Raw genomic sequence first — 9018 nt, 5'->3', positions numbered from 1 at the left:
CAGAACAGGATGCCTGGGCTCCACGACCTCCGCACGCTCATCGGCTATTCCCACACTGAGGCCGATCAGGCGCTCGACTGGCGCATCGCATTGCATGAGTGCGGCCATGCCATCGTCGCCACCGCGCTCGCGCTCGGCCCGGTCACGCGCATCATGCTGGAACCGCTGGGCGGCGAAACAGTGACGCAGAACCGTCGCAATCAATCCCTGCTGCGTGATTTCCACGCTGGGATCGCGTGCCTGATGGCCGGGCGGGCGGCGGAGCGTCTCGTCCTCGGCGAAATTTCGGCAGGTGCGGGTGGCAGCCGGCAGTCAGATCTGGCCCGAGCCACAAACATGGCCCTGCAGATCGACCAGCAACTGGGGCTTGGCGCCTATGGGCCTGTATATCGAGGTGATGCCGACAGTCTCGCACTCCATGACCCCGTCCAGAGACAGCGTGTCCAGCAGCGTCTCCTGAACGCGGAGACCCTGGCCACCGGAATCCTCCAGCGCAATCAACCCGAGTTGGAAGCAATGGCAAAAGCGCTGATTGAGGACCGCGAACTTGTCGGTAAACGTCTCGAGAAAATGCTCGAGAACATCACGCAGGATACCGGCATCCTGGAAGTCAGTACGAGAGAAACGGTTAATGACAAGGAAACGAACCAGCCACGATAGAGAACGCCGGCTTCATCGGCTACGGTAGGAAAGGCAGAGTCGGAAAACCAGAACAAGAAAGCGCAGCCTCGACTTTCGTGCCAGAATGTACCTTGAAATGTACCTCAACCAATACTGGAAAGAAAACCATGAATAAAATCATGATCTTGGGACGAGGTAATGGCGGAGAGGAAGGGATTCGAACCCTCGAAGCGGTTGCCCGCTTACTCCCTTAGCAGGGGAGCGCCTTCGACCACTCGGCCACCTCTCCGGTCCGGCCCTGATAAGCGTTTTTGTTTCCTTGATCAAGCCATTGAAAAACAATTTCCGGAAAAACCACAAAACAGATCATTGCAGACCAACGATCCTCTCTTTTCCGGGGGCTAAACGGGCCGCCGGGCTGATCAGCAGCAGGGCATTGCTTGCTGCGGTTCTCACGCTGTCTTGTCTGCCTGGCTCGGGAGGGCGCAGTCACTGTTTTTGGTTTCTGGTTTACCTGAAAGCTTGCTTTGAATGGCATCGGCAAACTTCTGCTTCGTGGAAAAGCCCGGGCGGTACAAAGCGGCGTGACCAGGCGGTCGGACAGAAAATAACTGGTGTGTTTTTGTATAATTTTATTTGTTTCAATGAAGCAACCGTAAGTAGTTTGCCGAAGATTGTTAATATCCAGGCGAATAGAATTATTGTTTTAAATTCATATTGTTATGGAAAATGTCATTTTATTCTTTCTCATTTTTATAAATTGATACAATATAATTGTATCTGAAATTATTATGATTTTTCATATGTTTGGTAATCATCCTGAGATTTGCCGGTGATGGCGAAATCCGCATTGTTTCCAGAGTTTAGGGTTGGGACGGTACGGCGAGAGGGGTGATATCAATCTGAACCGGCGAAAGGATAAACCATGCGTGACATGCCAGGACGGCCATCCCGCCGCGGTTTCCTGAAGGGAACCGCAGCAGGCGTTACGATCGCTTCGCTTGCAGGCTCTGTTAAGGCGCAAGCACCCGAGAAAGAAGCACCTCCGCCGCTAGATCAGTATGAGCGGGTCTATCTGAATGAGGCGGAGTGGGCTTTTCTGATGGCTGCCTGTGATCGTCTTATCCCGTCTGACGGCGCAGGGCCCGGCGCGCTTGACTGTCGCGTGCCGGTCTTCATCGACCGGCAACTGGCAGGAAGCTTCGGGAAGGCATCCACCTGGTACATGCAGGGCCCGTTCGATCCATCCGCGGAGCCGACGCTTGGATTTCAAAGCCCGCTCACGCCAGCGGAAATCTATCGCAAGGCGATTCCCGTTTTTCAGGACTGGTGTCGGCAGAAGCACGGCGACGTGTTTGAAAAGCTGGCAACTGACAAGCAGGACTCTGCTCTGACCTCCCTGCAAAATGGGGACGTGCCACTTGCCGCCGAATTACGAGATTTCTTCTCGTTCCTTCTTGCAAATACCAAGGAAGGTTATTTCGCCGATCCCAGCTATGGCGGCAATTACGACATGCAGGCCTGGGTCTATATCGGGTTTCCGGGCGCGCGTGGCGCCTACACCTCCTGGCCGGGGCGCGAGAATGTAGAATACCCCCTCGGACCTGTAGCAATCAACGGAGACAGGGCCTGACCATGAGAACTGATCCCAAAAAAGACGTCGTTATCATCGGGCTCGGCTGGACCGGGGCAATTATGGGTATGGAGCTGGCGGACGAAGGTCTCGATATCCTTGCGCTTGAGCGCGGGGAGGATCGAAGCACAGTTCCCGATTTTCAGTATCCCGATATCTTTGACGAATTGAAATACGGCATCCGCTATGGCCTGATGCAAAAACCCGTGAATTCCACACTGACCATTCGTCACAACACGCAGCAGACGGCGCTTCCCTATCGGCATCTCGGTTCGTTTCTGCCTGGCGACGGGGTTGGCGGTGCCGGCGTTCACTGGAACGGCCAGACATGGCGGCCTCAGGAAGTGGAGTACAGACTGCGCAGTTATGTCGAGGAGACGTTCGGCGCAGATATTATTCCCGAGGACATGCAATTGCAGGACTGGGGTGTGACGGCCGACGAAATGGAGCCGTTTCTGACCAAGTTTGAAAGCGTTGCGGGCATTGCCGGCAAGGCGGGCAATATCAATGGTGAGATTCAGGAAGGTGGCAACCCTTTCGAGGCGCCGCGTTCGGGTGAATATCCGATGCCGCCGCTTAAGAATACCTGGGATTCAGATCTTTTTGCCGCCGCTGCAACAAAGATGGGGTATCACCCGTTCCCACGTCCAGCGGCCAATGCTTCGATTGAGTATGTCAATGACTATGGAATGCAGCTCGGTCCATGTAATTATTGCGGTTTTTGTGAGCGTTTCGGCTGCAACAATTACTCAAAGTCATCTCCTCAGGTCTGCATTCTCGATGCGCTGAAGCGTAAACCGAATTTCAGCTACAAGACAAAATGTGAGGTGTTGAAAATCGAAAAGGCTGCCGATGGCAAAACGGCGAAAGGTGTGACCTATTTCGATGACAATACCGGAGAAGAAGTGTTTCAGCCCGCCGATCTCGTTTTGGTGTGTGCCTATTCTCTGCACAACGTTCACCTTCTCCTGCTCTCGGAAATCGGACAACCCTACAATCCCGATACGGGAGAAGGCGTCGTCGGTCGGAACTATTCCTATCAGATGACGGGCGGAACCAGTCTCTGGTTTAAGGATAAAGTGTTCAACCCGTTTGTGGGTACCGGTTCCGGCGGGATGTCGATTGATGATTTTTCAATGTCTCAGATCGACTTCGGCAAAGAGGGTTTTATTGGCGGAAGCTATATTACCGGCAGCCACAGTGGCGGGCGCCCGATCCAGCAGATGTCTCTGCCGCCGGGCACGCCGTCATGGGGGGCTGGCTGGAAAGCTGCCATTGGTGAATGGTACGGCCATAATCTCTCAATCGGATCGCACGGCTCCAATATGGCCTACCGCGATACCTGTCTTGATCTTGATCCGACTTATAAAGACCGGCACGGTCGTCCGCTGATGCGTATGACCTTTGACTGGAAAGACAATGACATCAGGATGACGCAGTTTATGAAGAGCCGGATCGAAGAAATCGCCCGGAGCATGAACCCGGATTCGATGGCATCAGGCTATAAGGCGCCGGGCGCTCAGTATGATGTGCGTCCTTACCAGTCGACCCATAATGTCGGCGGTGCCATTATGGGCACCGATCCCAAGACCTCGGCAATCAATCGCTATCTTCAAAGCTGGGACTGTCACAATGTCTGGGTCATGGGGGCATCTGCATTCCCGCAGAACCTTCAGTATAACCCGACAGGCGCTGTCGGTGGGCTGGCTTATTGGGCTCTTGATGCTCTGCGTAAGGATTACCTGCCCAACCCCCGGCCATTGATGTGAGGAGTGCAGATTATGAAAACCTTTCTTCGCATCATTCTTGCTCTGGTCGTCATCGGCGTCGTGGCGCTCGCGGCGATCATATTCGTGCCGCCTGTTCTGACCAAGCCGGATCAGAGCGTCGCAGAGGCTGACGAAGCCTCTCCGGGAGCGCGTAAATATGTCACGCAAATGGCAGACTGTCAGGCCTGCCATACCGCTGAAGGTGGTGAGCCGTTTGCCGGTGGGCGGGCGATTGAAAGCCCGATGGGAACGATCTGGTCCAGCAACATCACGCCGGATAGCGAGACAGGTATCGGCGACTGGACCTATGATCAGTTTCACGCTGCGATGGTCGACGGCATTGCGCCCGGCGGTGTTCACCTTTATCCGGCGATGCCTTACGAAAATTACCGGCATATGAAGGAAGAAGACATTCGGGCGATCTGGGATTATATCCACAACGACGTCACAGCCGTGGATAACCCTGTCGAAGCAACCGATCTGGCTTTTCCCTTTAATCAGCGCTGGGGCATTCGCACCTGGAACTGGCTGGCGCTCGACAAGCCGGGCTTCCGCCCGGATGAAAAAGCGCAAGGCAGTGACGAGCTGACGCGTGGTGCCTATCTGGTGCAAGCTCTTGGTCATTGTGCTGCCTGCCACAGCCCTCGGACATGGTTTATGGCTGAAGATGGCAAAAATGCCGATAATCCGGCCTTTCTCACCGGTGGTGAAATTGACGGCTGGTCGGCGCCTGACTTGCGAACGGCTCAGTCGTCGCTCCAGACGTGGACAGATCAGGATATCGAAAACTACCTGACGACCGGGCGAAATGCGCACAATGCTGTTGCTGGCGAGATGAAGCTTGTCGTGGAGGAATCCCTGCAATACATGACGGATGAAGACGCCGATGCCATGGTCGCCTATCTGCGGGCGATCTCTGACGTCAAGCCAAACCCTCAGCCGGTGCCGGATGTTCGTACCACGGACCGCATCGATGCCGCTGACGATCCGACGACGGCCAGGCTTAAGGCTGCGACCGACCTGACGGACGGCGAACTGCTTTATCTCAATAATTGCAATGCCTGCCATATGCCGGATGGCAAAGGGGCACCGGGAGTCTTCCCGGCTCTTGCCGGAAACTCTCTGGTGCTGGCAGACACGACCAAGGGGCTGACCGAGGTCATTCTTCATGGAGCGGCGATGCCCTCCACGCAGAAACGACCGGAGCGTTTGCAGATGCCGGCATTCGCAGACCGTTTGTCTGATGCTGATATTGCAAAGCTTGAAACCTTCCTGCGCAATGCGTGGGGGAATTCTGCGCCAGCAGTGAGCGAGGCTGATGTCGGAGCTGTCCGGCAATGATGGCGAGGCCGGCTTGAGTAAGCGCCTTGGCCGATCTTTGGCTATGGCGGGGGAGGTGGGCTCCCCTGCCTGGCGCGGGTAATGCTGATCTGTCTGTAAAGATCATTGAATGCATATATGATCGAGGCGGCAGATTGTCTTGCTGTTGAGTGTTATTCTGCATGAGGCAGCTTGGTTGCAGAAGCGGTGCTTTCCGTGCTGTCCTTATTCTGAGGTTTTACCTTTTTTGATCTTTTATGTTGTCACAGGATCGGACTCTGTTGAAATAGAGGAAGACGTATAAGAAGCGGTATAGTTTTCTAGGTATAGAGAAAACTTATTTTCTTGTTGAAGAGAATGCGCGATAACGCTACCCTTCACAATAATAAATTGTGATTGCTGATTTTCTAACAACAGATACGCTTCAATGGTCTGGTTTGCCCATTCTGGTCACGATCTTAGCAAAAATGACTGGCAGCTGCTGAGAGAGCATTTGCTGGCAACCGCAAATCTGGCAGGGATGCGCGCCGCGCCGCTTGGGCTTGAGCGCGCTGCCTTCGCAGCAGGCCTTTTTCACGACCTTGGCAAATATAATCCGCGCTTTCAGCGCCGGATCGCGGGCGAGAAACTGTCCGTCGACCATGCGACTGCCGGTGGCAAGGTTCTGCTTGAGGTGATGACCGGCCATGACAAGGCGATGGCGGAGGTGATTGCCTATGCCATCCTCGGTCACCATACCGGCCTGCCGGACCGCAAGAACGAAACCAATGCCTGCCTCGACTGGCGCATTGAAAACTGCCCCGAGATCAATCCCGACTGGCGCGAGGAACTCGGAGAATTGCCGAAAGACCTGGTGCCGCATGCGCTGTTCAGTCGCTTTCCGCGCGATGACAAGAAGAAATGGTATTTTGCCTGGTCGCTGATGGGGCGGATGATCTTTTCCTGTCTGGTTGATGCCGATTTTCGCGACACGGAAGCTTTTTACGCCGCGCTTGAAAACCGGCAGATAGACCGCCAGTGGCCGGAACTTCAGGCATTGCTGCCGACATTATCCGCGCGTTATGAAGCCCATATGGCCGGGTTTTCGCGTTCCGGCAATCTCAACGGGTTGCGCGGCGCTATTCTCGATCATGTGCGGGGCAGGGCGGCGCTTGCCCCCGGTCTGTTCACGCTCACCGTTCCCACCGGTGGCGGCAAGACGCTGGCCTCGCTCGGTTTCGCACTCGACCACGCAAAAGCCCACGGCCACCGACGGATCATTTACGCGATCCCCTTCACCTCGATCATCGAGCAGACGGCGGCGATTTTCCGCAATGTGCTTGAGCGGGAGGGTGAGCAGATCATCCTTGAACATCATTCCTCCATCGATGAGGACGCCGCCAGCCGCAAGGCGCCGCCGGAGCAGCATGACAAGCTGAAGCTTGCAATGGAAGACTGGGCAGCGCCGGTTGTTGTTACAACCAATGTGCAATTGTTCGAAAGCCTGTTTGCAGCGCGCACGTCAAGGGCACGCAAGCTGCACAATATAGCCGGTTCGATCATCATTCTCGATGAGGCGCAGACGCTTCCCCGGCAATATCTGTTGCCGGTCATGCGGATGCTTGAAGCGCTTGCCGATCAATATGGCTGTACCATTGTTCTATGCACCGCCACCCAGCCGGCGCTTGGAAAGCGCGAAGGCTTCGATGGCCTCAGCCTCGATGCCTCCCGTGAACTGGCGCCCGATCCGCACGATCTTGCAATGCGGCTGGCGCGCGCGAAGATCCGCCATGCCGGGGATATGGACAATGATGCCCTGATTGAAGCGCTAAGCGAACAGGACCAGGCACTGGTGATCGTCAACAGCCGTCGCCATGCACTGGAGCTTTACAAACAGGCGAAAGAGCAGGGTCTTTCCGGCCTTGTTCATCTGACGACCCGGCAATGCGCGGCCCATCGCCGCGCCATTCTGGATGATATACGTGAACGGTTGTACAACAAGGTACCATGCCGGGTGATTGCCACCAGCCTGGTCGAGGCGGGTGTCGATGTCGATTTTCCATCGGTCTATCGCGCCGAGGCGGGGCTGGACCAGATCGTCCAGGCCGCCGGGCGCTGCAATCGAGAGGGCGGACGCCTGCGTGAAGACAGTCTGGTCACGGTGTTCACACCGCCGGATTACGCAGCGCCCGTCGAGGTCAAAGGGCTGATCGGCGATATGAAGCGGATCATCGACAACCACGATGACCTGCTGTCGCTTGCCGCCATCGAGGATTATTTCCGGGAGGTCTACTGGCGAGTTGGCGACAAGGGGCTGGATGGCAAGTCAATTCTCGACGATTTCTCGGTAACAGGCGCAGGCACCGATTTCGGCTATCGTACGGCAGCGGAAAAATTCCGGATGATCGAAAGCGGCATGGAGCCGGTTGTGATTCCTTTCGATCAAAAGGCGAAGGATGCAATCGACAAGCTTCGCGTCGACAGTATTTACTCTGGCCGAATCGCAAGATTGTTGCAATCTTACGTGGTGCAGGTGCCGCCGAAGGCGCGTGCGCTGCTTCTGGCGAATGGACAAGTGCGTTTTGTCGAGCCGGAGTTGCGCGGCGATCAGTTCGCGGTGCTTGAAAATGCCTCGCTCTACAGCGCCGAAATCGGCCTGTTATGGGAGGATGCCGATTATCTGGCGGCGGAGAATACGATGGTGTGAGCGCAGCACCGGTAAAGGGGGGGAGAGTTGCCTTACGGAATCCGACTGAAGGTCTGGGGAGACTATGGCTGCTTCACGCGGCCGGAGATGAAGGTGGAGCGGGTTTCCTATGATGTGATGACGCCATCGGCGGCGCGCGGCATTCTGGAGGCGGTGCACTGGAAACCGGCGATCCGCTGGGTGATCGATGCCATTCATGTTCTGGAGCCGATCCGGTTCCAGTCGATCCGGCGCAACGAGGTCGGTCACAAGGCGTCTCAGCGCAACATCAAGTCGGCGATGAACCGGGGCGATCTCGGCGGGCTTGGCATTCTTGTGGACGAGGACCGCCAGCAGCGCGCCGCAACCGTTCTGGTAAAGCCTGCCTATATCATCGAAGCGCATTTCGAGATGACGGAACGGGCTGGCCCGGAAGACAATGAGGGCAAGCATCTCGATACTTTCAATCGTCGCGCCCGCAAGGGCCAGTGCTTCAACCAGCCTTGCCTGGGCACCCGCGAGTTTTCCGCTGCCTTCGAACTGATCGAGCCGGATGCACCACTGCCGCAGGCTGATGCTGAACACCGGACGGCAAGCCTTGGCTTTGGCGCACCGCGCGATCTTGGCTTCATGCTTTATGACATCGATCATGGCGCAAAGGGCCGCCCATCGATGTTTTTCCACGCGACGCTGGAAGATGGCGTGGTGAAGGTTCCGTCTCCCGGCTCACCGGAGATCAGACGATGACGATCCTGACTTCTCTGGTAAAGGCCTATGACCGGCTGCCGGACGCTCCGCCGATTGGCTATTCCTCGGAAAAGATCGGGTATGCGGTAATCCCCCCGAAAAATAATGGGCTTTGAAAGTAGAATTTTCTCAGGCTTTATGACCGAGGAGATTTTGATGAAAAAGACAAGATTTAGCGAAGCCCAGATTATCGGCATTCTGCGTCAGGCAGAAGGTGGCGTTCCTGTACCTGACCTTTGCCGGGAGCACGGGATGAGTTCAGC

7 protein-coding genes and 1 tRNA gene are annotated in these 9018 nt (G+C 55.9%); 7 read left to right on the top strand and 1 reads right to left on the bottom strand.

Going from position 1 to position 9018, the window contains the following annotated elements:
* The coding region (locus EDC90_RS19855) for a hypothetical protein (RefSeq protein WP_207903973.1) at positions 1 to 660 on the top strand (660 nt) is incomplete at its 5' end.
* Between the two features lie 160 nt (positions 661 to 820).
* Here EDC90_RS19855 and EDC90_RS19850 read toward each other — a convergent pair.
* Positions 821 to 910: transfer RNA gene (locus tag EDC90_RS19850), tRNA-Ser, on the bottom strand.
* A gap of 636 nt (positions 911 to 1546) precedes the next feature.
* Between EDC90_RS19850 and EDC90_RS19840 the strand changes: the two genes are divergently transcribed.
* The 6 genes from EDC90_RS19840 to EDC90_RS19815 all read left to right on the top strand — a co-directional run.
* Positions 1547 to 2254 carry a gluconate 2-dehydrogenase subunit 3 family protein gene (locus EDC90_RS19840; protein WP_132314264.1) on the top strand — a complete coding sequence of 236 codons (708 nt, stop codon included), beginning with the start codon at positions 1547 to 1549 and terminating at the stop codon, positions 2252 to 2254.
* Between the two features lie 2 nt (positions 2255 to 2256).
* Entirely contained in the window at positions 2257 to 4023 is a 1767-nt protein-coding gene (locus EDC90_RS19835; protein WP_132314263.1) for a GMC family oxidoreductase, read from the top strand.
* A 12-nt stretch (positions 4024 to 4035) separates the two neighbouring features.
* Positions 4036 to 5364 carry a c-type cytochrome gene (locus EDC90_RS19830; protein ID WP_132314262.1) on the top strand — a complete coding sequence of 443 codons (1329 nt, stop codon included), beginning with the start codon at positions 4036 to 4038 and terminating at the stop codon, positions 5362 to 5364.
* Positions 5365 to 5836: 472 nt separating this feature from the next.
* Positions 5837 to 8029: a CRISPR-associated helicase Cas3' gene (cas3, locus tag EDC90_RS19825; RefSeq protein WP_348633717.1), complete on the top strand. Its 2193-nt coding sequence runs from the start codon at positions 5837 to 5839 to the stop codon at positions 8027 to 8029.
* 27 nt (positions 8030 to 8056) lie between these two features.
* The gene (cas5c, locus tag EDC90_RS19820; protein ID WP_132314260.1) at positions 8057 to 8755 is read left to right on the top strand and encodes a type I-C CRISPR-associated protein Cas5c; all 699 of its coding nucleotides are present in this window, start codon (positions 8057 to 8059) and stop codon (positions 8753 to 8755) included.
* 156 nt (positions 8756 to 8911) lie between these two features.
* Positions 8912 to 9018 (top strand): transposase (locus tag EDC90_RS19815; RefSeq protein ID WP_165972914.1); only part of this gene is annotated, 107 nt, incomplete at its 3' end.

The sequence above is a fragment of the Martelella mediterranea genome, from assembly GCF_004342225.1.
Taxonomy (GTDB): Bacteria; Pseudomonadota; Alphaproteobacteria; order Rhizobiales; family Rhizobiaceae; genus Martelella; species Martelella mediterranea_B.
The sequence above is the reverse complement of the archived record's forward strand: the minus strand, read 5'-3'. Positions and strand labels throughout refer to the sequence as shown.

Excerpts from the sequence above, each read along its gene's own strand:
- EDC90_RS19840 (WP_132314264.1), top strand. The coding sequence starts at position 1,547 with ATGCGTGACATGCCAGGACGGCCATCCCGCCGCGGTTTCCTGAAGGGA.
- EDC90_RS19835 (WP_132314263.1), top strand. The coding sequence starts at position 2,257 with ATGAGAACTGATCCCAAAAAAGACGTCGTTATCATCGGGCTCGGCTGG.
- EDC90_RS19830 (WP_132314262.1), top strand. The coding sequence starts at position 4,036 with ATGAAAACCTTTCTTCGCATCATTCTTGCTCTGGTCGTCATCGGCGTC.